This window comes from Pseudomonas sp. GW823-FHT02C02 (genome assembly GCF_058797635.1).
This window is the reverse complement of the sequence record NZ_JBXAJV010000023.1, coordinates 64700-88801: the sequence shown is the minus strand read 5'-3', so window position 1 is coordinate 88801 and position 24102 is coordinate 64700. Positions and strand designations below refer to the sequence as shown.

Here is a 24102-nt window from a genome sequence, read left to right as displayed (position 1 = left end):
CGATATGATAAGTGCATTGTTGGCATGCATTAATGCGTGAGGCGGATCAATGTGTACGAACGGAATGATTCACCGCGGACACAGTCGGAGTTGGGTATGCCATCAACCAAGGATCACCCATGAACAGCAAATCCCTCATCGCCGCCCTGGTCATCGCTGCTGGCGTTGCCGGCATCAGCCCCCTCGTTCAGGCGGATGAACCCGCCGCAAAAACCGTCCAGCCCGGCGTCAATAACACCCGCGAACTGGTGGTCGGCGATCGCGCTCCGGACATGTATCAACACACAGATAAAGCGCTGCGCAACTGGAAAGCGAAAGGCCTGAAAGCACCCAAGGAACAGGCGCAGTGGGTGCAGATCAATGACAAGTACATGATGGTGATGATCACCAACGGCACGATTGTGGACATTACGCCGGTTGAGCGTTAGGTCGAACGGCTACTCGCTGTGAGCGCGCACCGGGCTTTCAGTGCCCAACCGATACTGATTATTCCCGCTGCGTTTCGCCTCATACATCGCCAGGTCCGCTATATGAATCAACCGGTCCATGCTCGGCGCATGGTCCGGGAATACCGCGACCCCGAGGCTGGTGCCGATGTGGCGTTGGTCGTTGCCGATGGTGATGGGCGGTGACAGTTCGACGAAGATTTTCTGGCAGATGGTGCGAGCCTCGTCTTGCAGGCTGACACCTTGGGGCAACCCTTGCAGAATGACCACGAATTCATCGCCGCCGATTCGGGCAACGGTGTCGGTCGAGCGCAGGATTTTCTTCAATCGCGTAGCGGTCGTGATCAGGACCCGGTCGCCGGCCGCATGACCGTAGTGGTCGTTGATCGCCTTGAACCCGTTGAGATCGACAAACACTAATGCCACCCGGGTGGCGCTGACCCGTGCCTGTTCGAGCGCTTCGCACAGACGTTCTTCAAGCACCAGGCGATTGGGCAGGCCGGTCAACGGGTCGTAATGGGCCAGGTGTTGCAGGTAACTGGCCGAGGCTTTTTCCTCGGTGATGTCGCGCACCACACCCATCATCTTGATGGTTGCGTCATGGTCGTTCTTGACCACGTTGCCGGTTTCCCGCAGCCAGCGAATGCTGCCGTCGGGCCAGACCACGCGGTATTCCTCGTCATGGTTTTCACCGGTTTCCAGGCATCGCAGCTCCCCGGCCCGAACGTTGGCCCGGTCGTCCGGGTGTACGCAGGCGCAGAACAGTGCGTAGGAGGGTGTGACCTCGCCGATCTTGAAACCGAACATCCCGTAGATCGCGTCCGACCAGTAGAGCTTGTCGGTGTCGACATCCCAGTCCCAGGTGCCGATGCGGGCGAAGTATTGGCTGCGCTTGAAACGCTCGGCGTCGCCGTCCTGGCGAATGTGCAGGCCTTCGGACAGGCTGGCGATCAGCGCGCGTTGCTCGGTCAATTGTTTTTGCAGCGAGCGCTCGCGGCAGATCAGCGCAATGATCAGGGCAAGCATCACTGAGCCGATGGCTGCGCTGGTCCAGACGTCATTCATTCAGGGGTTGCCATCGTGTCATATTGATCCGAGTGTCTTGGTGTTGCTTATCTTAGTTGAGGTTAATGCCGAAAACCGTTCCGAATGGGTTGCCAATGGCGCACATTTCTGGGAAAACGGCGCCCATTGGGCCCTGTCGGGTGTGAGAACAATAGAGTGAACGTGATGAATGATGAATTGCAGATAATCGATCTTGAAGTGGGCGCCGGCAAAGCCGCCGTCAAAGGCGCGCTGATCACCACCCAATACCGCGGCTGGCTGGAAGACGGCACCGAATTCGATTCGTCCTACAGTCGTGGCAAACCTTTTCAGTGTGTGATTGGCACAGGGAGGGTGATCAAGGGTTGGGATCAGGGAATTATGGGCATGCAGGTGGGCGGCAAGCGCAAATTGTGGGTGCCGGCGCATTTGGCCTACGGCGAGCGGACGATGGGCGCGATCACGCCGAATTCGAATTTGATTTTCGAGATTGAATTGCTGGAAGTGCTGACGCGGGATGATTGATTGGCGCGTGGGCTGAAATGGCTGGTGCTGCGAGGAGGCAAGCCCCTCGCTGCAATCAAACAGCTTTCCCCACTATTCCCGCACGCCTATGAAGAGGTCCAGGTCAGTCGGTAGCTGCACATCAATGGCGATGGCGATTTTTATAATTTGCTCGGCAGTCAGTAAACAATCCCCATAGGCGCTTTCATCAAGATTGTTCCAGCCAAGTACATTCAATATTGCAGCTTCAAATTCAGGTAGAACGGTCAGTTCGTACCTTAAGAAGTCACCCTCATCATCACCTTTTGAAAATCCACTGATCCAGAAAACGTAGTGGGCCTGCTGATCTATTCCCGAGTGATCCTGGCGGTTGTTGCAAGCCGGGTGCCCGTCGCGTGACGGTGGGTTTTGAACCGCAGGTGTGTGTGTCTTGCTAGCCATGAGCATCCTTGTTTCAACTTTTGTAAACGATGCGGACGCTATAGCAATGGGCATTAAATGGATGTAAGTTTTTTCTGAATGTTCGGTCGTTTTTTCCAAATTTGGTGAGGGAAGAAGCACCCTCACCACAGATTCCCTTAACCTTTCGGATCAGACCTGAAACGTCTCCCGATACGCATACAACCCCGGCGTTCCCCCGGTCATCACAAACAGCAGGTTGTCACCGCGCTGGAAACGGCCCTGCCTGATATCACCCAACAGCCCGGCAAACGCTTTCCCGGAATACACGGGGTCAATCAACAGACCTTCCGCGCGAGCCATCAGGCGCACCGCGTCGAGCATGGCGGGGGTCGGCAGACCGTAACCGTCGCCCAGTTGACTGCCATCAATCACAATCTCTGACGCCTCAACGACGGCGCTGCTGCCCAATAACGTCAGTGCGTCCTGAGTCAGTCGCACGGTTCTGTCCGCTGACGTGTCCCGATCAGACAAGACCGAATACGATTTGACCACCGACGTACCCCGACCCAGCACCTGGAACCCTGCAGCGAGTCCGGCGTGGGTGCCGGCGCTGCCATTGGGCACGACCACCTGGTTGAAGGTGAGGCCGAGTTGCGTTTCCTGCTGCGCGATCTCCGCAGCGCAGCGTGCGTAACCGAGGCTGCCCAGCGGCGTTGAGCCACCCGTTGGTATCACCAACACTGTGCGCCCGGCTTCCCGAAGGTGGGCGGCGCGTTTCTCGGCCTCGGTAAGCGAGTCGCTTCCGCCGGCAAGCACCCGTATGTCGGCGCCGAACAACTGATCGAGCAGGACGTTGCCGTTGAGCTCGTAGTCCACTTCGGCTTTGGGCACCGAACGGGTCAGGATCAATTCGCAGGCAATGCCCAGGCGGGCGCACACGGCGGCCGTTAGCCGTGCATGGTTGGACTGGAGGCCGCCGATGGTGATGACCGTGTCGACCCCGGCCGCCAGCGCCGCGCCGAGGTGGAATTCGAGTTTGCGCAGTTTGTTGCCGCCACCGCCGATCAACATGTGATCATCGCGCTTGAGAAACAGGCCGATGCCTTGTGCCTTCAAACCCAGCAGTTGTTCCAGGCGTTCGGCGCGCTGAATCGGCGTCGGGCCTTGCAACAGGTCTGACCGCGCAAAAGAACTCAGTGACATGTCCAGTAGGGTTTGCATCAATGGCGCCTCGTTATGCACTTTATTGCAGTGACTCTAGGGACAAAGTCCCGGGTGATAAACGCATCGCCGGTTATTACTCCTTTAACCTGATGTATTGAATGCAAGGCAGGGACATGAGCAAACTCAGGCAAATGGAAGTCTTCGTCGCCGTGGTCGAGGCGGGCAGCTTCGCCGATGCGGCCAGTGAAGTCGGGATGTCGGCGGTGATGGTCGGGCGGCATATCCAGGGGCTGGAGAAAACCCTCAATACCCAGCTGATTAAACGCACCACGCGTCGGCAATCCATCACGGGCGAGGGGCGGCTGTTTTACGAAGAAGCCAAACTGGCGCTGGAGCAAGTGAACTACGCGTTCAGTCGGGTGGAAGCGTCCAGCCCGGAACCCAGCGGCCTGTTGCGCATCACCGCGCCGATGAGTCTCGGCGTTTCCCTGGTCGGGCCGCTGGTGTCCGAATTCATGCAGCGTTATCCGCAGATCCAGGTCGAGCTGATTTTGAGCAATGAAGTGATCGATCTGTACGAGACGTCATTCGATCTGGCCTTCAGGATTTCCGAGCTGATTGGCGTCAACCTGCTGGCCACGCCGTTGCCGCCGTATCGCATGGTGATCTGCGCTTCGCCCCGGTATCTGGAAAAATGGCAGGAACCGCAGTCCCCCGAGGACTTGCACCGGCACCGAATTCTCACTCATACGTCCTGGAACAACCGGTTTGCCTGGCCGCTGAGAAACGGCGCCAGCGAAGTGCCCTGGCCCGAAAGCGCCGTGTTGAAGAGCAATGACGGTCAGGTGTTGTTGCAGGCGGCCGTGGCTGGGGAGGGGATTTTGATGCAGCCCGACTTTCTGGTGTCGACGGCGTTGGCCAAAGGTGAGCTGGTGAGGATCATGGACGCCTACGTACCGCCGCCCAAACCGGTGCAGATGGTGTATCCGCGCTCCAGGAAATCGTTGCCAAAGTTGCACGCCTTTGTCGAGTTTGTCGCGGATCGACTGGCGTGATCGTGGCGTCCTGAAGCGCAGACAAATGCGGGTCTAGCGCAGGGTGTACCCGCTGTCGACCACCCAATCCTGGCCGTACACGCTACGTGCGCCACGGCTCAATTGGAACAGGATGACGTCTGCCACGGCACTCGGTTTTAGAAACTCTCCGTCGAGCAGCCGCTGGTTCACCGAGTTGGCGACATCGCCCAGTTCCGCAGGCTTCAAGCCTAGCGTCGACCAGATCGGGGTAGCCGTAGGGCCTGGCGATACGGTGTTGATACGGATGCCGTGAGGCGCCAATTCTACGGCCAGGGTCCGGACGTGCGCCATCAGCGCTGCTTTCGAGGCGATGTAGGCGGCCAGACCAGGAAAGGTCACGTTGGCCAGGAACGTGCCGATGAACACCACCGACGCGGTCGCCGCAAGGTGGCTGCGCAGGCAGGCCAAGGTGTTCAGCGCACCGGCGCCGTTGACCGCCCACTGTCGGTCGAAGGCGGCTACATCCAGGCCATCGGCCAGTTGCGCAATGCCGGCATTGGGCACCACGAAATCCACTGGCCCCAAGGCTTCGGCGCGAGTGCCGAGCCGGGCGAGGTCCTCTTGGCGGGTGATATCTCCGGCCACCCAGGCGAGTTGATCCTTGTAGCGTTCCGCCAATTCGCCCAGGCCACCTATCTGGCGTGACATCGCCAATACGCGAGCGCCTTGCTCCAATAGCTGTTCGGTAACAGCCAGGCCGATGCCGGAACTCGCGCCAGTAACGACGGCCAAGCGATTGTGAAATTCGTTGAGCATGCAGTAATCCTCTTCCTGATAATCCAGCCTGTCTTTAGGGGGCGATCGTTGGTTGATCGAAAACGTAAGTGTGTGATCAAAAAACGGGCCAGTCCGGGATGTCAGGCAGGACGCGGGTTGTGGAGGCTCTGTTGTTACTTTGACTCCATTGAAAAGTAGTCGTAACGACTGCTCTGTAGTCAATATGACCTTTGGTGGCGATGACCTTTATTGCGGCGACGGGGAATACTCGCTAAAGACTGGAATACGCCCGTTCAGCGAAGGCCGGTACTTCCAGGCCAATCGATCCAGTGCAGGGGGATGCAGCAGAATTTCGCTCAACGTGGCACTGGCAATCCCCAACGCCAGCAGTTGCCCCGGACATTGATGCCGCCCCGCACCAAACGTAAAACTGCGCCGCTGCGGGCGATCCAGAATGAATGCGTCGGGACTCTCATTGAGTTGGGGGTCTCGATTGGCCGAAGCCAGCAGCACCAGAACCACATCGCCGGCATTGAGACTTACACCCTCGATTTCGCACGGTGCTGCGACAAACCGGCGGGTGTTCTGCACCGAAGGGTCGAAGCGCTGAACTTCGGCGATCAAGTCGTCAACGGGTGTCGAGTCGCGTAGCAGCGACAGGTTTTTAATCAACGCCAACATTGCGTTGCCGATCAGTCCGGCGGTGGCTTCATACGTCTGGGAAAACAGCCCGATCAGATTGGCAATCAACATTTCAGGATCACCCGCGAAGCGCGCTCGAATCCCGCCGAGCAGTGAGCTTTTATTGCCCGAATCATCCAGCAATTCAACGAAATGCCCCCTTAATTTCTCAGCGGCAGCGTGGGCAGTCTCCAATTGCAGCGGATCACTGAGCGGCGACAGACATGCCACGAAATCCTCCGTCAGCTCACTGATCGCCCGGCCCTGAGCCGGTAAAAACCCCAACAGCGCCGCCACCACGCAAACCGGCCCGCGGAACATGGCGTTGTACAACCCGTCGGCATCCGGCGTGATCAACCGCGCGCTCACCCGTGCGTTGACCTCGTCCACATCAATCAGCGCCAAACCCGGCTCAATCGCCGACCTCGGGCAACGCTGGCGCTCGCCCTCATTCATCCGCATCAATTGCCCGAATACCTTGCCGGCCATGCCGTCGGCAATCCCTTTGGGTACCGGCTCAGCGGCCGGTCGGACATGGCAATTCCGGTTCGCCAGCACCGCCGCAACGGCCTGGGCGCTGCTCGCCACCCACAATTTCAGTCCTTGGTGAAACACCAGCCCACCCTCGGCGCGCAGCCGGGCGTAATGGGGATAGGGATCGGTATGAGTCGCAGCGATGATCGGGTCCATGGGTCGCAGCCTTGTTCGTGGTGGGAGAAGTGTTGCTACTATCTCCAGTTCGAAACGGTCTTGATTCGTCCGGGAGCGAAATATGAACGTTGAACAACACGACATCGGCGTCTCTCAAGTGGCCGCGGCCATTGCGGAACCGGCCCGGACGAAAATCCTCTGTTCGCTGATGGACGGCCACGCCCGCACCAGCACTGAGCTGGCGGCGATTGCCGATGTCAGCGCTTCCACCGCCAGCGCTCACCTGGCCAAGCTCAAGGAGCTGGCGCTGCTGCGTTTGCACGTGCAGGGTCGCCATCGTTATTACAGCCTCGCCGACCAGCGCGTGGCCCAGGCCCTGGAAGCGCTGATGGTGATCGGCCAGAACACTGCGCCGACTTTCACCTCGCGTACACCGGATCGCCTGCAATTCGCCCGCACTTGCTATGACCACATGGCCGGGACGCTGGCGGTGCTACTGCACGACCGGATGCTGGAAAAAGGCTGGTTGCTGGAAACTGACGAGCAGGCTTATCGCCTGAGCGACAGCGGCGAGGCGTTGATGGAAAGGTTGGGCATTGAAGTCAATGACCTGAACACCTTGCGTCGCCGCTTCGCGTGCCCATGCCTGGACTGGAGTATGCGTCGGCCACATTTGGGAGGTTCGCTGGGGGCGGCGTTGCTGCAAACCGCGATCAAGCGCAAATGGGTGACGCAGGATCTGGACAGCAGGGCGCTGGCGTTGACGGCGCTGGGGCGCAAGGAATTGGGTGCACAGTTCGACCTGACGCTGGCGCAGCCAACCGTGCAACCCATCCGCGAACAACGCCCACCGCTACCTGCGCGTGATGTGATCTGACCCGACCAAGGGTTCGCTGATGACTTGTGCCTTGAAGGTCGACCCTATACTGTATATCCACACAGTAATAGGCGTGCCCCATGGAACTCATCGACAAGCTCAGCATTCTCGCCGACGCCGCCAAGTACGACGCGTCTTGCGCCAGCAGTGGCGCGCCGAAGCGTAGTTCCGAGGGCAAGAGCGGCCTGGGCTCGACCGACGGCATGGGCATTTGCCACAGCTACACGCCGGACGGCCGCTGCGTATCATTGCTGAAGGTTCTGCTGACCAACTTCTGTCTTTATGACTGCCAGTATTGCGTCAATCGACGTTCCAGCGACGTGCCACGCGCACGCTTCACGCCGGAAGAAGTGGTGACGCTGACCATGGATTTCTACCGGCGCAACTGCGTCAGTGGGTTGTTTCTCAGTTCCGGGATCATTCGCTCGGCGGACTACACCATGGAGCAACTGATCCGCGTGGCCAAACTGCTGCGCGAAGACCACGAGTTCCGAGGCTACATCCACCTCAAGACCATTCCCGAAGCCGATCCGGCGCTGATCGAGGAAGCGGGGCGCTATGCCGATCGCTTGAGCGTGAACATTGAACTGCCCACCGACGCCAGCCTGCAAACCCTGGCCCCGGAGAAACAGCTGGGCTCGATCAAGCAAGCGATGCAAACCATCTACACCGGTGTCCAGACCGTACTCAACGAACCCCGCGCACCGAAATTTGCCCCGGCCGGGCAGAGCACGCAGATGATCGTCGGTGCTGATGACACCGATGACAGCACCATTCTCCATAGCGCCCAGGCGTTGTACGGCAACTTCAGTTTGCGAAGGGTCTATTACTCGGCGTTCAGCCCGATCCCCAACAGCCCGAAAAGCGTGCCGCTGGCCGCGCCGCCATTGATGCGCGAGCACCGTTTGTATCAGGCGGACTTCTTGTTGCGCAGCTACGGCTTTACCGCTGGCGAACTGTTCAAGGGGCCCGGGCACCTGGCGCTCGACATCGATCCGAAACTGGCGTGGGCATTGGAGAACCGCGAGATCTTCCCACTGGACCTCAATCGCGCCGAGGCATCGTTGATCGCACGCATTCCCGGAATTGGCCTTCGCACCACCGAGCGCCTGGTGGAATTGCGCCGTCAGCGCCGCATCCGCTACGAAGACCTGACCCGGATGCGTTGCGTGCTGGCCAAGGCCAAACCGTTCTTCATCACCAGCGATTACCACCCGCAGCAGGCCGAGGTCACCAGCCATTTGCTGTATCAGCAATTGCGCGACCGGCCGCAGCCGCAACAAATGGGGTTATGGGGATGATCAGCCTCGATTGCGATGACCTGTTCGACACGTGGCGCCAGCAGGCGCGCTGGCTGCTCAGCCATGAGGTGGACCCGAGCCAGGTGAGTTGGGCCAGTGAAGGCGTCTGCGATCTGTTCGCCAGCGACGATGCGCCACCTCAAACCCAGGGGCCGTTTCACGCACGAATACCGCGAACGCTGTTGGACACCCTGGAGCGCGCCGCTCGTTATCGGGGGGATCAGCGCTGGAGTCTGTTGTACGAAGTGCTGTGGCGGGTCAGTCATGGTGACCGCACCGCCATGCTGGCCGGAGACAAATTAGGCAGTGAATTTCATAGAAGAATCAAACAGGTACAGCGTGAATCTCATCACTTACATGCATTCGTACGATTCGTCGCAATGCCTGAAAGTGAGGGCCCGCAATACGTTGCCTGGCATGAACCGGCCCATGACATCCTGCACAGTGCCAGTGAACATTTTATCGGGCGCATGGGCCGGCATCGCTGGTTGATTGCAACGCCCAGGGACGGGGTCTACTACGACGGTGAGCAGTTGATCCACCAACGCCAGTGCCCAATTGAATGGCAGCAGCTGGCGCAAAACGTCGACGACCCGCACAGCGACATGTGGCTGACCTACTACAGCCACATCTTCAATCCGGCGCGCCTGAACCCGAAAGTCATGCAAGGGCATTTGCCGGCCCGGTTCTGGAAAAACCTGCCGGAAGGAGCGCTGATTCCGGGACTGATCACCCAGGCACGCACGGGTAAGCAACAGGACGGCCAGGCGAGTGGAATCAAGGGCAGGGGAGGTAAACGTATTGCGCGGGGAGAAGCCGGGCAGCGCTGATAAAAAAAGCCCCCCATCGCTAAAGCGAAGGAGGGCTTCGATGCTGCTGGGGTCAGATCAGACCTTGACGATCCAGCCCGCTGGCGCTTCGACGTCACCGGTTTGAACACCGGTCAGCTCTTTGTAGAGCTTCTGGGTGACCGGGCCGACTTCGGTTTCGCTGTGGAACACATGCAGATGGTCGTTGTAGCTGATGCCGCCGATCGGTGTGATCACCGCAGCGGTACCGCAAGCGCCGGCTTCCTTGAAGTCGGACAGCTTGTCGATGAACACGTCACCTTCAACCACTTCCAGGCCCAGACGCGATTTGGCCAGTTCGATCAACGACAGGCGGGTGATGCCTGGCAGGACCGACGGCGAGTTCGGCGTGACGAACTTGTTGTCGTGGGTGATCCCGAAGAAGTTGGCCGAGCCGACTTCTTCGATTTTGGTGTGGGTCATCGGGTCGAGGTAGATGCAGTCGGCGAAGTGGGCTTTCTTGGCCTGGGAACCTGGCATCAGGCTGGCCGCGTAGTTGCCACCGACCTTGGCTGCACCGGTGCCTTGTGGAGCGGCGCGGTCGTAGCTGGAGATCAGGAAGTTGTGCGGGGTCAGGCCACCTTTGAAGTAAGCGCCGACCGGAATGCAGAAAATCGAGAAGATGAACTCGGGGGCGGTACGCACGCCGATGTTGTCACCCACGCCGATTACGAACGGACGCAGGTACAGCGCGCCGCCGGTGCCGTAAGGCGGGATGAAACGCTCGTTGGCGCGGACCACTTCCTTGCACGCTTCGACGAACTGCTCGGTGGACACCTGCGGCATCAGCAGACGGGCGCAGCTGCGTTGCATGCGGGCGGCGTTCTGATCCGGGCGGAACAGGTTGATCGAACCGTCCTTGCAACGATAAGCCTTCAGGCCCTCGAAGCATTGCTGGCCATAGTGAAGGGCAGTGGAGCCTTCGCTGATGTGCAGCACGTTGTCTTCGGTCAGGGTGCCTGTGTCCCACTCGCCATTACGCCAGTGCGACAGATAGCGCTTGTCTGTCTTGATGTAGTCAAAACCCAACTTGTCCCAATTGATGCTTTCGTTACCCATGACACCCTCTATCACTTAACAACCGCCGAAACGGTTCAAGGCTTCTGACGTTTTTCTGGATGGGGACAACAATACTTCATTACGGGCCTGTTTCGCAGCCCGGACTATCGGATGACAGACAGATAAATCGAGTTGACCTCAAGAAATCGCTGGCAGGCTGGCTCCCACAGGAGAAGGCATTGCAAATGTGGGAGCTGGCCTGCTGGCGATGGGGTCATCTATGCCGCCATCCATGTTCTGAATCACAGGTGCAGTGCATGCCCCAAAGCGCGCAGCGCGGCTTCTTGCACCGCCTCGCCCAGCGTCGGATGCGCATGAATCGTGCCGGCAATGTCTTCCAGCCGAGCGCCCATTTCCAGGCTCTGGCCAAACGCCGTCGACAACTCCGAAACGCCCACACCCACCGCTTGCCAGCCAACAATCACATGATTGTCACGGCGTGCCACGACGCGCACGAAGCCGCTTTTCGATTCCAGCGTCATCGCCCGGCCATTGGCCGCGAACGGGAAACTGGAAACGATGCAGTCCAGGCCGGCAGCCTTGACGTCGTCCGGGGTCTTGCCGACCACCACCAGTTCCGGGTCGGTGAAGCACACGGCAGCGATGGCGGTCGGGTTGAACTCGCGGGATTTGCCGCTGATCAGTTCGGCCACCATCTCGCCCTGAGCCATGGCCCGGTGCGCGAGCATCGGTTCGCCGCTCAGGTCGCCGATGGCGTACACGTTGCGCATACTGGTCTGGCAGCGGTGGTCGATCTTGATCGCCGAGCCGTTCATGTCCAGATTCAGCGCTTCAAGGTTCCAGCCCTGGGTATTCGGCTTGCGACCGACGGCCACCAGCACCTGATCCGTTTCCAGGTTCAGGGTGTCGCCACCCGGTTGCAAAACTTGCAGTGTATTACTAGAAAAATCAAAGCCTTGGACGCTATGCTTCAAGTAAAGCTTTACGCCGAGTTTTTTCAGTTCGTCGTGTACCGGCTGGGTCATTTCGGCATCGTAGGCCGGCAGAATGCGCTCCTGCGCCTCGACCACGCTCACGTCAGCGCCGAGTTTGCGATAGGCAATTCCGAGCTCCAGACCGATGTAACCGCCACCGACCACGACCAGGCGTTTCGGCACGGACGTCGGGGCCAGGGCTTCGGTGGAGGAGATGATCGGTCCGCCAATCGGCAACATCGGCAGGTTCACGCTTTTCGAGCCCGTGGCCAGCACCAGGTGCTCGCACTGGATTCGCGTATCGCCTACTTCCACGGTTTTGCCATCAATCACTTTCGCCCAGCCTTGAATGACCTGGACTTTGTTCTTTTTCAACAGCGCCGCGACGCCGGTGGTCAGGCGATCAACGATGCCGTCCTTCCACTCGACGCTTTTGCCGATGTCGAGGGTTGGCGCGGAGACGCTGATGCCCAGCGCAGAGTGCTGGCTGTGGTGTTGCGTCTGATGGAACTGTTCAGCGACATGAATCAACGCCTTCGACGGAATGCAGCCGATGTTCAGGCACGTACCGCCCAACGATTCGCCTTCCACCAGAATGGTCGAGATGCCCAACTGGCCGGCACGGATCGCCGTCACATAACCGCCAGGGCCGCCGCCGATGATCAGCAGAGTGGTGTTCAAAGTCTGCATCTCTTACTCCACAAACAGGGTGGCGGGTTGTTCGAGCAAACCACGGATGGCCTGGATGAATTGCGCCGCGTCCATGCCATCGACCACGCGGTGATCGAAGGAGCTGGAGAGGTTCATCATCTTGCGAATCACGATCTGGCCTTTGACCACCATCGGGCGTTCGACGATCTTGTTGACGCCGACGATCGCCACTTCCGGCAGGTTCAGCACCGGCGTGCTGACGATGCCGCCCAGCGCGCCGAGGCTGGTCAGGGTGATGCTCGAGCCGGACAGTTCATCGCGGCTGGCCTTGCCATTACGTGCGGCCGTGGCCAAACGGGCGATTTCGGCCGCGTTGTCCCACAGGCTGCGGGCTTCGGCGTGACGCACCACTGGCACCATCAAGCCGATGTCGGCTTGCGTGGCGATGCCCACGTGGACGGCGCCGAGGCGGGTGATAACCTGGGCTTCGTCGTCGTAACGGGCATTGATCTGCGGGAAGTCGCGCAGGGCGACAACCAGTGCGCGGACCAGGAACGGCAGCAATGTCAGCTTGCCTCGGGTCGCCCCGTGTTTTTCGTTCAGGTGCGCGCGCAGTTCTTCAACGGCGGTGACGTCGATTTCTTCGACATAACTGAAGTGCGCGGCACGCTGAGTGGCATCCTGCATGCGCTGGGCGATCTTGCGGCGCATGCCGATGACCTGGATTTGTTCTTCGTCGTTACGCTGGGCGTAAGCGGCGGCCACGGTCGATTGCGGCTGCTGACCCTGGGCCAGATAGGCGTCGAGGTCTTCGTGCAACACGCGACCGGCAGGGCCGGTGCCACGGACCAGACGCAACTGGATGCCGAGGTCCAGCGCATGCTTGCGCACGGCCGGGGAGGCCAGCGGGCGTTCGTCGGCTTCGCGAGCGACCATCGGGCCTTGGCAAACGGCGGCTCGGGGCGCTGCTGCAACGACCGGTTTGCTTGCGACCACGGGCTCAACTTTCGGCGTCGCAACCGGCGCTTCTTTCACCGCAGGGGCTGCCGGCTGAGCCGACTCTTTAACGTTGCCCGCGCCTTCGACTTCAATGCTGATCAGGATGCTGCCCACCGCCATGACTTCGCCTGGCTGTCCGCCCAGCGCAATCACCTTGCCGTGCACCGGAGACGGGATGTCGACCATCGCCTTGTCCGTCATCACATCGGCCAGCACCTGATCTTCGACGACCATGTCGCCAACCTTGACGTGCCATACCGACAATTCAACTTCTGCAATGCCTTCGCCAATGTCCGGCATTTTAATAACGTGCGTGCCCATTCAGACCTCCATGACCCGTTTCAACGCCGCGCCCACTCGGGACGGACCAGGGAAATACGCCCACTCTTGCGCGTGCGGGTAGGGAGTGTCCCAACCGGTGACGCGTTCGATCGGCGCTTCCAGGTGGTGGAAGCAATGCTCTTGCACCAAGGCGACCAGTTCGGCGCCGAAGCCGCAGGTGCGGGTCGCTTCGTGAACGATCACGCAGCGGCCGGTTTTCTTCACCGATTTGACGATGGCGTCCAAGTCCAGCGGCCACAGGCTGCGCAGGTCGATGACTTCAGCGTCGATCCCGGTTTCTTCCGCGGCGACTTGCGACACGTAGACGGTGGTGCCGTAGGTCAGGATGGTCACGTCCTTGCCGGGACGGGCGATGGCGGCAACGTCCAGCGGCACGGTGTAGTAACCGTCCGGGACCTGGGCGGCCGGGTGTTTCGACCACGGGGTTACCGGGCGGTCGTGGTGGCCGTCGAACGGGCCGTTGTACAGGCGTTTTGGCTCGAGGAAGATCACCGGGTCATCGTTTTCGATGGAGGCGATCAGCAGGCCTTTGGCGTCGTAAGGGTTGGACGGCATGACCGTGCGCAAGCCGCAGACCTGAGTAAACATTGCCTCAATACTTTGGCTGTGGGTCTGGCCGCCGTAGATGCCGCCGCCGCAAGGCATGCGCAGGGTCATCGGTGCGGTGAACTCGCCGGCCGAGCGATAGCGCAGGCGCGCGGCTTCGGAAATGATCTGGTCCGACGCCGGGTACACGTAGTCGGCGAACTGGATCTCGGCGACCGGGCGCAGACCGTAGGCACCCATGCCCACGGCAACGCCGACAATGCCGCTTTCTGAGATCGGCGCATCGAACACCCGGGAGGTGCCGTACTTGGTCTGCAGGCCTTCGGTGCAGCGGAACACACCGCCGAAGTAACCGACGTCCTGGCCGAACACCACGACGTTGTCGTCACGCTCAAGCATCACATCCATGGCCGAGCGCAGGGCCTGGATCATGGTCATGGTGGTCGTGGTCATGGCGGTTTCCAACTCGATATTATTGTTGTGATCGTTCATGTCAGATCCCCAACTCTTGACGCTGGCGCTTCAAGTGCTCCGGCATCTCTTTATAGACGTCTTCGAACATGGTCGCGGCGCTTGGAATCTGGCCACCGGCCAGGGTGCCGTACTGCTCGGCTTCTTTCTGGGCGGCAATCACTTCGGCTTCCAGTTCGGCGCTGACGGCAACGTGTTCCTCTTCGGACCAGTGGCCGATCTTGATCAGGTGCTGCTTGAGGCGCGCAATCGGGTCGCCCAACGGGAAGTAGCTCCAGTCGTCGGCAGGACGGTATTTGGACGGATCATCGGAAGTGGAGTGAGGGCCGGCGCGGTAGGTGACCCATTCGATCATCGTGGGGCCGAGGTTGCGGCGAGCGCGTTCGGCGGCCCAGGCAGAGGCGGCGTAGACCGCGACGAAATCGTTGCCGTCGACCCGCAGGGAGGCAATGCCGCAACCCACGCCACGACCGGCGAACGTAGTGGCTTCACCACCGGCAATCGCCTGGAACGTCGAGATCGCCCACTGGTTGTTGACCACGTTGAGGATCACTGGCGCACGGTAAACGTGGGCAAAGGTGAGGGCGGTGTGGAAGTCGGATTCAGCGGTGGCGCCATCGCCAATCCACGCCGAGGCGATTTTGGTGTCGCCCTTGATCGCCGAGGCCATGCCCCAGCCCACACCTTGTACGAATTGGGTGGCGAGGTTGCCGGAAATGGTGAAGAAGCCATAGTCCTTGACCGAATACATGATCGGCAACTGACGGCCCTTGAGCGGATCGCGCTCGTTGGACAGCAGTTGGCAGATCAGGTCTACCAGCGGTACATCGCGTGCCATCAGGATGCTTTGCTGGCGGTAGGTCGGGAAGCACATGTCATCGACGTTCAGCGCCAAGGCCTGGCCGCTGCCGATGGCTTCTTCGCCAAGGCTCTGCATGTAGAACGACATTTTTTTCTGACGCTGGGCGACCACCATGCGGTTGTCGTAGATCCGCGTCTTGAGCATGGCGCGCATGCCTTTTCGCAGGATCTCGACCGGTACGCCTTCAGCCCATGGACCGAGGGCATTACCCTGGTCGTCGAGCACGCGAATCAGGCCTTTGGCCAGGTCGGCGGTGTCGGCGGGTTCAACGTCGATTGGGGGTTTGCGCACCGTGCCGGCGTCGGTCAGACGCAGGTAGGAGAAGTCGGTTTTGCAGCCAGGACGGCCCGATGGTTCGGGAACGTGCAGGTGCAGCGGTTCATACGCTTGGTTCATGGCTTCTACGCTCGATCTTGTGAATTTCTTGTAGTGAGCTGACCGTCATTCTTCGATAAAAGAAATCTTGTCCTACAACAATCATAGGCCCGGCGCAGAAGAATATTTATCTCTGTTTCGTTGCGCGGGAGATCATTTGAGGATAAAAAACCTGCATAAACATAAAAAACAGGTGGTTTTGTCTCATGCGCAAACTGGACCGTACCGATATCGGCATTTTGAACAGCCTTCAGGAGAACGCCCGTATCACCAACGCCGACCTCGCACGCTCGGTGAACCTGTCGCCAACGCCGTGCTTCAACCGGGTCAAGGCGATGGAAGAATTAGGGCTGATTCGCGAGCAAGTGACGCTGCTGGACGCCGACTTGTTGGGTTTGCACGTGAACGTGTTTATTCATGTCAGTCTGGAGAAACAGGTGGAAGAGGCGTTGCAGCATTTCGAGGAAGCGATTTCGGATCGCCCGGAAGTAATGGAATGCTACTTGATGGCAGGGGACCCGGACTATCTGATCCGGGTGCTGGTGCCGACCATTCAGTCGCTGGAACGCTTCATGATGGACTTCCTGACCAAAGTGCCTGGTGTGGCCAACATCCGCTCAAGCTTTGCGCTCAAGCAAGTGCGCTATAAAACCGCGTTGCCGTTGCCTGCAAATGGCCTGACCTTGGGGGCCTAGAGTGATCATTCCCGCGCTCTGCGTGGGAATGCCGCCAGGGACGCTCCGCGTTCCGCTTCTGGATGTGACGCAGAGCGTGGGAACGATCGCTTCAGAGTTTATTCAGGGGGATTTTCAGGTAGGTCGCGCCATTGTCCTCCGCCGGCGGCAGATTCCCCGCCCGCACATTCACCTGAATCGCCGGCAGCAACAGCGTTGGCATGCCCAGCCCGGCATCACGCTGGGTGCGCATGGCGACGAACGCCGCTTCGTCGATGCCATCATGGACGTGGATATTGCTTTTGCGTTGCTCGCCGACCGTGGTCATGCAGCGGGATTCGCGGCCTTCGGGTGGGTAGTCGTGGCAGACGTAGAGCCGGACACTGGCGGGGAAGGCCAGCAGTTTTTGGATCGAGGCGAACATCTGGTGGGCATTGCCGCCGGGGAAGTCGCAACGGGCCGTGCCCACGTCTGGCATGAACAAAGTATCGCCTACCAGAATCACGTCACCGTCGATCAAATAGGCCATGTCCGCCGGGGTGTGGCCGGGCACATGCAGGGCCGTGGCCTTGAGGTGGCCGATCATGAATGATTCGTCCGGGGCGAACAGGTGGTCGAATTGCGAACCGTCACTGCGAAATGCCGGCTCAAGGTTGAACAGGGCCTTGAACACGCCCTGGACCTTGCTGATCGACTGGCCGATGGCGATTTTGCCGCCCAGCTCGCGACGCAGATACGGTGCGGCGGACAGGTGATCGGCATGGGCGTGGGTTTCCAGCAGCCATTGCACTTGCAACTGATGCTTGCGAACGAAGGCGATGATTTTGTCCGCCTGGGTGGTGGCGGTGCGACCGGCGGCGGGGTCGTAGTCGAGGACCGGGTCGACGATGGCGCATTGACTGCCAGCACCTTCATGAATCACGTAGCTGTAGGTCGAGGAGGCAGGGTCTAAAAAAGCTTCAATCAAGGCAGGCATGGTGGCCGTTTCTTTCAGGACGAGCCAAGAGGGTAGTGTCATTTTCCCTGCGCTGACCAGCCCCGCGTTAAATGCTGAAGGAAAAAATTCGCACGCGCTCTATCCTGTCAGACATCGATACCGGGCGTTCCCGGCTTTTTCCCACGGATTACGAGCGTTTTATGCTGTTGGCAGGTTTTTTTGGCGTGGTGATGGGCCTCGTCCTGGGATTGACCGGGGCAGGGGGCGGCATTCTTGCAGTGCCGGCCTTGGTGCTGGGGCTGGGATTGACCATGACCCAGGCTGCGCCGGTGGCGTTGTTTGCGGTGGGCAGCGCGGCAGCGGTCGGGGCCATTGATGGTTTGCGCCATGGCCTGGTGCGCTATCGCGCGGCGTTGCTGATCGCACTGCTGGGGGCGATTTTTTCGCCGGTCGGCATCTACTTCGCCCATCAGTTGCCGGAAAAAATCCTGATGATTCTGTTCAGTCTGCTGATGGTCATGGTGGCCTGGCGGATGTTGCGTCGCGAGCGCCAGGAAGAAGGACCGAGCGACCACGGCCACGCCAACTGGGGTCAGAAGAACTGCATGCTTGATCAGCAGACCGGGCGTTTTTCCTGGACCGCCAAATGCACCGCGACCCTCGCGGCATTGGGCGCGGTGACCGGCGTTGTTTCCGGGTTGCTCGGGGTCGGTGGCGGCTTCTTGATTGTCCCGGCCTTCAAGCAACTGACCGATGTGCAGATGCGCGGCATCGTCGCCACCTCCTTGATGGTTATCAGCCTGATTTCCGCCATCGGTGTGATCGGGGCATTTCATGCCGGGGTCAGGATTGATGCCCTGGGCGCAACGTTCATTGTCGCCAGCGTAGTCGGCATGATCGTCGGCCGACAACTGAGCGCGCGCGTCCCGGCCCGGGCCCTGCAAATCGGTTTTGCCAGCGTGTGTGTCGTGGTCGCGGCCTACATGCTGTTCAGAGCGGCGACCTAGCCGGTCTTACACCTAAAGTTCCGGGCCGTGCCTGAGCCCGGTCTTACACCGAATTTGCCGCTCACGCCCGGCCACTCCAAAGCACTTCAAAACCGCCCCCAAGGCAGCGTATGCCGCCGCCCGTCCCCTTTCGATAATCGCCTCCGACATCCAGTCCCCCGCTGCGGAGCGCGTCATGCACAACAATAAGAACTTCAAGCATCGTTACTTGCCTGCCTTCATCGCCAGCCTCTCGACCCTCGGTTTGAGCACGATGGCCGAGGCCGAGATCGTGCTGTACGACAAGGACCAGACCACGTTCTCAACCGACGGCTACATCAACGCCTTCTACGTGAACAGCGATGTGGACCGTGCCGGCGACCAGTACGACCGGAAACAGGCGCGGGTGAAAATGGGCTATCTGCCCAATTACCTGGGTTTCAACATGGGCAAACAGGTCGATGACCTGAAGCTCGGTGCGCGGGCCTCGTTCTGGGTGACCATCAACGACAGCCAGACCAATGGCACCGACACCGCCATCGACGTGCGGCAGTTCTACGGCACCGTGGCCAATCCGGAATGGGGCGAAGTGTTGATCGGCAAGGACTTCGGCCTGTTCGCCCGCTCCAACATTCTGCTCGATGAAATGCTCGCCGGTTACGGCCAGGTGAGCGATACCCTGGGGTTGGTGGACGGTGGCGGCGTGTCGTTCGGCAATATCGGTACGGGTTACCCGTACCCGTTCCCGACCTCGCAGATCACCTATCGCACCCCGGTGATGGAGGGTTTGCGGGTGGCCGTTGGGATTCTCGACCCGGTGGACACCAACGACAGCAGCCCGTTGGGCAAGGCGTATCAGGAGAATCCGCGTACCGAGAGCGAGGTCACCTATCAGTTCGATGTCGGCGGCGCGAAGATTTACAGCTGGGTCAACGGCAGCTACCAGACGTCGGACAATACCGACTCCACCGTTGAATCGGTCACCTCCAAAGGCGTCGGCTACGGTGTGCAGGCGAAGATGGGCGGGTTGTCGCTGACCGGCTCCGGTTTCCAGGCCAAAGGGATTAACCCGTTCTTCACCAACAACGCCGGCGAACCGACCCTGCGCAACGTCGACAGCGACGGCTACTTGCTGCAAGGCTCGTACAAACTGGGCAAAAACCGCCTGGCCTTGTCTTACGGCAAGACCAATGACGACGGCAATGGTGTGGTCGGCAGCGGCGCGGACTATGAAACCCGCGGCATTGCGTTGTTCCATGACGTCAACGACAACCTCAAACTCGTGGCCGAGTACAACCAGTTCGAAATCAACGGCCACGACACCAGCGCCCAGAACGAAGACACCGACACTTTTGCGGTGGGGGCGGTGTTGAACTGGTAACAAGCTGATCTGTGAACCCTACCCCTGTGGCGAGGGAGCTTGCTTCCGCTGGAGCGCGTAGCGGTCCCTATTCTGGTCGCGCATCGGCCGGTTGGGAGACTGCTGCGCAGTCCAGCGGAAGCAAGCTTCCTCGCCACAAAAGCTTCAGCCATCAAGCCGTCAACCCGCCGACTCTCATACCATCGAAGCGGCTACCCGCTACCCAAGTAGCATACGTCGCAGCCCGCAGGCTTCGTACACTCGTGTCTCATACACGCGCACCTGCGGGGGTGGTCATGCAGCAGGTCCAGAGTGAAGGGGTGGTCAGCGGCATGTCCCAGGCCACCGATGCCCAACAAGTGGCTCAGGAGCTCGCGCGGCAGTTATTGCACCCGCATCTGGGCTTCGTGTTGTTCTTCTGCTCCGCCGAGTACGACTTGCAGGCGCTGGGCCAGGCCTTGCATCTGAGCTTCGGCGGCATTCGCCTGGTCGGCTGCACCAGCGCCGGGGAGATCACGCCCCTGGGCTACGGCCGCAATTGCGTGACGGCGGTGGGATTCGACCATCGGCATTTTTCCATCGACGCCGAACTGATCAGCGAGATGGAGCGCTTCAGCCTGATCGACGCCCAGCAAATGGTCGAGCGCCTGGCCAGCGGCTGTCGCAGCAACACCCTGGCGCCGATCAAGGGCAACAGCTTTGCCCTGACCTTGCTCGATGGTCTGTCCAGCCGCGAAGAAATGGTCCTCGCGGCGTTGAGCGCGGCGTTGGGCGACATCCCGCATTTCGGCGGTTCGGCCGGCGATGACAACTACCTGACCCACACCCACGTCTATTTCGGCGGCGAGTTTCACAGCGGCGCGGCGGTGGTGGTGCTGGTCAACACCTGGCTGGATTTCGAGGTGTTCACCACGCACCACATCTTGCCGAGGGCGGAGAAACTGGTGGTCACCGGAGCCGACAGCGCCTCGCGCCGGGTCTTTGAACTGAATGCCGAGCCGGCTGCCGAGGAGTACGCCCGACACATCGGCGTGCCGGTGGCCGAACTCGATCACCGGGTCTTCGCCTCACACCCCTTGGCGGTGCGGATCAACGATCAGTATTACGTGCGGGCGATCCAGCAGGTTCATCCAGACCTGAGCCTGAGTTTTTACTGCGCCGTGGAAAACGGCATCGTCCTCACCGTCATGACCCCCGGCCCGATGCTGCCGAATCTGCAAACCTTGTTCGAAGGCTTGCAGGAGCGCCTCGGCGACCTGTTACTGACCATCGGCTGCGACTGTTTTCTCAGGCGTCTGGAGCTGGAAGACGGCGGCAGCCTGGAGCAGATCGGAACGTTTTTGCGCGACCAACGGGTGATGGGTTTCAACACCTACGGAGAACAGTTCAATGGCATGCACATCAACCAGACCTTCACCGGGGTTGCCATTGCCCGAGGCCGGTCCCCTGGACATCGTTGAGCTGCAGGCGCAACTCGCCAGCCTGCGCCACGAGAACCATAAACTGCAGCGCATCAACGGCGCGCTGATCGAGCGGATCGAATCCGGCGTCACGCGCGGCAATGATCCCTATGCGGCGTTCCAGCATTCGGTGGTGCTGGCCGAGCAGGTGCGTGAGCGCACCGACGCCTTGAACCAGGCCATGGCCGAGCTCAAGTCGGGCAATCACTTGCTCAGCGAAGCGCGCCTGCGGGCGGAAACCGCGCATCAGCATCTGATCGATGCCATCGAGAGCATTTCCGATGCCTTTGTGCTGTTCGATGCCGAGCAGCGCATCGTTTTGTTCAACAGCCGTTTCAAGGCGTTCTGGGACAACAGCCGGGTGCGGATCAACGCCGGCATGCGCCTGGTCGAGGTGAAACGGCTGATGTCCGCCACCGGCTTGTTCACGGAAGAACCCCGTGGGCATGCCGACGAAAACCTGATCTATCGCTTGCAGGACGGCCGCTGGCTGCAAGTCAGCGAACGGCCCACGCAGGAAGGTGGGCGGGTGATCCTGTTCACCGACATTACTGACGTCAAACTCAGCGAAACCGTGCGCCGCGAGCAAGCCGTGGCGCAGAAATCGCACTTGCTGCAACGGGCGGTCGACAACCTGTCCCAAGGCGTGGCCATGGTCAATGCCGAAGGCATCCTGGAACTGTGGAACCGGCGCTTCCTCGAACTGAGCGGGCTCGCCCCGGTGGCGGCCCATCGGCCGTTTGCCGAAGTGATCGGCGACAGCGAGTTGACCCTGCTGACCCCGGCCAGTCGCGATGCCAACGGGCGGCACGTGCAGGAATGCGAGCAACGTCTTTACGATGGCCGGGTGCTGGAAATCCGCACGCATCCGTTGCCCACCGGTGGCTTCGTCAACACCTTCACCGACATCACCGAACGTTACCAGCACGCCGAAGCCCTCAGCGAAAGCGAGCGCTGGATTCGCCTGATCACCGACCATGTCCCCGCGCTGATCGCCTACCTCAATGCCGATCTGGTCTACGAATTCACCAACAAGGTCTACGAAGAATGGTACTGCTGGCCTCGCGGCGTGATGCTCGGGCAGAGCCTGCGCGAAGTTCACAGCGCGCAGCATTACCAGCGCCTCGAGGCCTACGTGGCCAGGGCCTTGGCCGGTGAGAGCGTGACGTTCGAATTTGCCGAAACCAACATCAACAATCAGGAGCGCTACATGCTGCGCTCCTACGTGCCCAATCGCCTGGCCACCGGGGAAGTGGTGGGGATCTTCGTGTTGATCCGTGACATCACCGAGCGCCGCCGCACGGCCGAGGCGCTGCACCAGGCTTATCAGAATCTTGAGTTGCGGGTACGCGAACGGACCACCGAACTGACCACCCTCAATGACCAATTGCTGCGTGAAATCGACGAGCGCCGGCGCGTGGAATCGCGTTTGCGCGAGGCCAAACTTGAGGCGGAGCAGGCCAACCTGTCGAAAACCAAGTTTCTCGCCGCCGTGAGCCACGACCTGCTGCAACCGCTCAACGCGGCTCGGCTATTCACCAGCGCTTTGCTGGAACGTCGCGAGCCGGTGGCCAATGCGATTTTGGTGCGCAATGTCAGCAATTCGCTGGAGGACGTGGAAAACCTGCTAGGCACGCTGGTGGATATTTCCAAACTGGATGCCGGGGTGATCAAAGCCGACATCGCGCCGTTCGCCCTGAGCGAGCTGCTGGAAAACCTCGCGGCCGAGTACACACAGGTGGCCCGCAATGAAGGGCTGGAGCTGCATTTCATCCCGTGTTCGGCGCTGGTGCGCAGCGACATTCAGTTGCTGGCGCGGATCCTGCGCAATCTGCTGAGCAACGCCATTCGTTATACCTACAGCGGTCGGGTGGTGCTCGGATGTCGGCGTCATCATCAGCGGTTGACGATCGAGGTGTGGGACAGCGGGATGGGCATTGCCGAAAATCGACTGGAAGAGATTTTCCAGGAGTTCAAACGGGGCGATGTGCAGCGTCCGGATCAGGACCGTGGGTTGGGGCTGGGGCTGGCCATCGTCGAGAAGATTGCCGGGATTCTCGGTCATCGCGTTCACGTGCGTTCGTGGCCGGGCAAGGGCTCGATGTTTTCCGTCGAGGTGCCGTTGAGCGCCACGGCTCCCAAGGCTCAGCCAGCGTTGTTGATGAGTGAGCCGATGCTCGAGCGTCTGCGCGGAGCGCGGGTGTGGGTGCTGGATAACGACGCGGCGATTTGCGCTGGCATGCGCACGTTGCTGGAAGGGTGGGGGTGTCGGGTGGTCACGGCACTGTCGGAGCAGGACCTGGCGCGGCAGGTGGACAACTACCACGAAGAAGCCGACTTGCTGATTGCCGACTATCACCTCGATGACGAGCAGAACGGCGTCGATGCCGTGGCCCGGATCAACGCCCGGCGCGGTTCAGCGATCCCGGCGATGATGATTACCGCCAACTACAGCAATGAGCTCAAGCAGCAGATTCGCGAGTTGGGGCATACGTTGATGCATAAGCCTGTACGGCCGATGAAGCTGAAAACGGCGATGAGTCATTTGCTTGGCCCATCCCGTTAGCCGCGTCGGGCATCAGACCTGTGGTGACTAGGCTTTCTGTGGCGAGGGAGCTTGCTCCCGTCCGGCTGCGAAGCAGTCGTAAATCAGGCGACTCGGTTTACCTGGAAGTTTGGAGGGGGCCGCTTCGCGACCCAACGGGAGCAAGCTCCCTCGCCACAGGGATCTGGG

22 protein-coding genes are annotated in these 24102 nt (G+C 60.3%); 11 read left to right on the top strand and 11 right to left on the bottom strand.

Annotation, left to right across the window (positions count from 1 at the left end; translation table 11 throughout):
* The first annotated feature begins 119 nt into the window (after positions 1-119).
* A complete protein-coding gene (locus AC1ROI_RS30405) occupies positions 120-428 on the top strand; it encodes an RcnB family protein (RefSeq protein ID WP_102594365.1) in 309 nt (102 codons plus the stop codon).
* Between the two features lie 9 nt (positions 429-437).
* Here AC1ROI_RS30405 and AC1ROI_RS30400 read toward each other — a convergent pair whose 3' ends face one another.
* A complete protein-coding gene (locus AC1ROI_RS30400) occupies positions 438-1511 on the bottom strand; it encodes a sensor domain-containing diguanylate cyclase (protein WP_083376497.1) in 1074 nt (357 codons plus the stop codon).
* Positions 1512-1676: 165 nt separating this feature from the next.
* Here AC1ROI_RS30400 and AC1ROI_RS30395 point away from each other — a divergent pair, with 165 nt between their 5' ends.
* On the top strand, positions 1677-2015 hold the full coding sequence (locus AC1ROI_RS30395) for an FKBP-type peptidyl-prolyl cis-trans isomerase (RefSeq protein WP_102594364.1): 339 nt from the start codon (positions 1677-1679) through the stop codon (positions 2013-2015).
* 72 nt (positions 2016-2087) lie between these two features.
* Here AC1ROI_RS30395 and AC1ROI_RS30390 read toward each other — a convergent pair whose 3' ends face one another.
* Complete coding sequence (locus AC1ROI_RS30390) at positions 2088-2435, bottom strand: pyocin S6 family toxin immunity protein (protein ID WP_306163359.1); 348 nt, start codon at positions 2433-2435, stop codon at positions 2088-2090.
* 150 nt (positions 2436-2585) lie between these two features.
* Positions 2586-3617, bottom strand: coding sequence for a D-cysteine desulfhydrase family protein (locus tag AC1ROI_RS30385; protein WP_102594363.1), 1032 nt, complete (start codon positions 3615-3617; stop codon positions 2586-2588).
* 116 nt (positions 3618-3733) lie between these two features.
* Between AC1ROI_RS30385 and AC1ROI_RS30380 the strand changes: the two genes are divergently transcribed.
* Complete coding sequence (locus AC1ROI_RS30380; protein WP_102594362.1) at positions 3734-4615, top strand: LysR family transcriptional regulator; 882 nt, start codon at positions 3734-3736, stop codon at positions 4613-4615.
* Positions 4616-4648: 33 nt separating this feature from the next.
* Here AC1ROI_RS30380 and AC1ROI_RS30375 read toward each other — a convergent pair whose 3' ends face one another.
* Together AC1ROI_RS30375 and AC1ROI_RS30370 are read right to left on the bottom strand one after the other, a co-directional pair.
* Complete coding sequence (locus AC1ROI_RS30375) at positions 4649-5392, bottom strand: SDR family NAD(P)-dependent oxidoreductase (RefSeq protein WP_102594361.1); 744 nt, start codon at positions 5390-5392, stop codon at positions 4649-4651.
* A gap of 207 nt (positions 5393-5599) precedes the next feature.
* Complete coding sequence (locus tag AC1ROI_RS30370; RefSeq protein ID WP_102594360.1) at positions 5600-6724, bottom strand: cytochrome P450; 1125 nt, start codon at positions 6722-6724, stop codon at positions 5600-5602.
* 82 nt (positions 6725-6806) lie between these two features.
* Between AC1ROI_RS30370 and AC1ROI_RS30365 the strand changes: the two genes are divergently transcribed.
* The 3 genes from AC1ROI_RS30365 (at position 6807) to AC1ROI_RS30355 (ending at position 9693) form a co-directional block, all read left to right on the top strand.
* The gene (locus AC1ROI_RS30365) at positions 6807-7562 is read left to right on the top strand and encodes an ArsR/SmtB family transcription factor (RefSeq protein ID WP_102594359.1); all 756 of its coding nucleotides are present in this window, start codon (positions 6807-6809) and stop codon (positions 7560-7562) included.
* An 80-nt stretch (positions 7563-7642) separates the two neighbouring features.
* The gene (locus AC1ROI_RS30360) at positions 7643-8863 is read left to right on the top strand and encodes a putative DNA modification/repair radical SAM protein (RefSeq protein WP_077749306.1); all 1221 of its coding nucleotides are present in this window, start codon (positions 7643-7645) and stop codon (positions 8861-8863) included.
* Entirely contained in the window at positions 8860-9693 is an 834-nt protein-coding gene (locus AC1ROI_RS30355) for a TIGR03915 family putative DNA repair protein (protein WP_102599713.1), read from the top strand. The genes AC1ROI_RS30360 and AC1ROI_RS30355 overlap by 4 nt, the downstream gene beginning before the upstream one ends.
* A 57-nt stretch (positions 9694-9750) precedes the next feature.
* Here the strand turns inward: AC1ROI_RS30355 and AC1ROI_RS30350 are convergent, their stop codons facing one another.
* The 5 genes from AC1ROI_RS30350 to AC1ROI_RS30330 all read right to left on the bottom strand — a co-directional run bounded on the left by AC1ROI_RS30350 (position 9751) and on the right by AC1ROI_RS30330 (position 15972).
* Positions 9751-10770: a branched-chain amino acid aminotransferase gene (locus AC1ROI_RS30350; RefSeq protein ID WP_010455177.1), complete on the bottom strand. Its 1020-nt coding sequence runs from the start codon at positions 10768-10770 to the stop codon at positions 9751-9753.
* Positions 10771-11012: 242 nt separating this feature from the next.
* Positions 11013-12395 (bottom strand): dihydrolipoyl dehydrogenase, encoded by a 1383-nt coding sequence (gene lpdA, locus AC1ROI_RS30345; RefSeq protein WP_102594357.1) that lies wholly within the window; start codon positions 12393-12395, stop codon positions 11013-11015.
* 3 nt (positions 12396-12398) lie between these two features.
* Positions 12399-13676, bottom strand: a complete 1278-nt coding sequence (locus AC1ROI_RS30340) for a dihydrolipoamide acetyltransferase family protein (protein ID WP_102594356.1) — start codon at positions 13674-13676, stop codon at positions 12399-12401.
* A complete protein-coding gene (locus tag AC1ROI_RS30335; protein WP_010455171.1) occupies positions 13677-14735 on the bottom strand; it encodes an alpha-ketoacid dehydrogenase subunit beta in 1059 nt (352 codons plus the stop codon). It abuts the gene before it with no gap.
* 1 nt (position 14736) lies between these two features.
* On the bottom strand, positions 14737-15972 hold the full coding sequence (locus AC1ROI_RS30330) for a 3-methyl-2-oxobutanoate dehydrogenase (2-methylpropanoyl-transferring) subunit alpha (RefSeq protein WP_010455169.1): 1236 nt from the start codon (positions 15970-15972) through the stop codon (positions 14737-14739).
* A 185-nt stretch (positions 15973-16157) separates the two neighbouring features.
* Here AC1ROI_RS30330 and bkdR point away from each other — a divergent pair, with 185 nt between their 5' ends.
* Positions 16158-16646 (top strand): Bkd operon transcriptional regulator BkdR, encoded by a 489-nt coding sequence (bkdR, locus tag AC1ROI_RS30325; RefSeq protein ID WP_025111414.1) that lies wholly within the window; start codon positions 16158-16160, stop codon positions 16644-16646.
* 91 nt (positions 16647-16737) lie between these two features.
* On the opposite strand, the gene AC1ROI_RS30320 is transcribed toward bkdR, so the two are convergent.
* Entirely contained in the window at positions 16738-17601 is an 864-nt protein-coding gene (locus AC1ROI_RS30320; RefSeq protein WP_102594355.1) for an MBL fold metallo-hydrolase, read from the bottom strand.
* A 161-nt stretch (positions 17602-17762) separates the two neighbouring features.
* Between AC1ROI_RS30320 and AC1ROI_RS30315 the strand changes: the two genes are divergently transcribed.
* The 4 genes from AC1ROI_RS30315 to nahK all read left to right on the top strand — a co-directional run bounded on the left by AC1ROI_RS30315 (position 17763) and on the right by nahK (position 23934).
* A complete protein-coding gene (locus AC1ROI_RS30315) occupies positions 17763-18569 on the top strand; it encodes a sulfite exporter TauE/SafE family protein (RefSeq protein WP_077749301.1) in 807 nt (268 codons plus the stop codon).
* A gap of 175 nt (positions 18570-18744) precedes the next feature.
* Positions 18745-19929, top strand: a complete 1185-nt coding sequence (locus AC1ROI_RS30310; RefSeq protein ID WP_010455156.1) for a porin — start codon at positions 18745-18747, stop codon at positions 19927-19929.
* Between the two features lie 275 nt (positions 19930-20204).
* Entirely contained in the window at positions 20205-21368 is a 1164-nt protein-coding gene (gene nosP, locus AC1ROI_RS30305; protein WP_102594354.1) for a nitric oxide-sensing protein NosP, read from the top strand.
* Positions 21337-23934 (top strand): hybrid sensor histidine kinase/response regulator NahK/ErcS', encoded by a 2598-nt coding sequence (nahK, locus tag AC1ROI_RS30300; protein ID WP_102594353.1) that lies wholly within the window; start codon positions 21337-21339, stop codon positions 23932-23934. Before nosP ends, nahK begins: the two co-directional genes overlap by 32 nt.
* Positions 23935-24102 lie beyond the last annotated feature (168 nt).